At 44.6% G+C, this 269-nt stretch carries 1 rRNA gene; it reads left to right on the top strand.

Annotated features, from left to right (window positions below):
• Positions 1-85: 85 nt before the first annotated feature.
• Positions 86-202, top strand: a 5S ribosomal RNA gene (gene rrf, locus LJE08_RS14055).
• Positions 203-269: the final 67 nt, after the last annotated feature.

Below are 269 nucleotides of genomic sequence, written 5' to 3'. Positions count from 1 at the left end.
GTTTAAAGGTGTTTCGATTGAACGTGAGAAGAATAGATATTGTTTAGTTTTGAGAGTGCAAGCTCTCAATCCTGAAAAGGATTAGTGTGGTGATGATGGCTTGAAGGATACACCTGTTCCCATGCCGAACACAGAAGTTAAGCTTCAACGCGCCGAAAGTAGTTGGGGGATCGCTCCCTGCGAGGATAGGGCATTGCCATGCAGACGTTTTAAAGGGGTAAGACCTTTGGTTAGCCCTTTTATTTTTTTGGAGGATTAGCTCAGTTGGG

The sequence above is a fragment of the Holdemanella sp. DFI.5.55 genome, from assembly GCF_020593575.1.
Lineage (GTDB): Bacteria > Bacillota_I > Bacilli_A > Erysipelotrichales > Erysipelotrichaceae > Holdemanella > Holdemanella hominis.
This window is presented reverse-complemented; position numbering and strand designations above follow the sequence as displayed.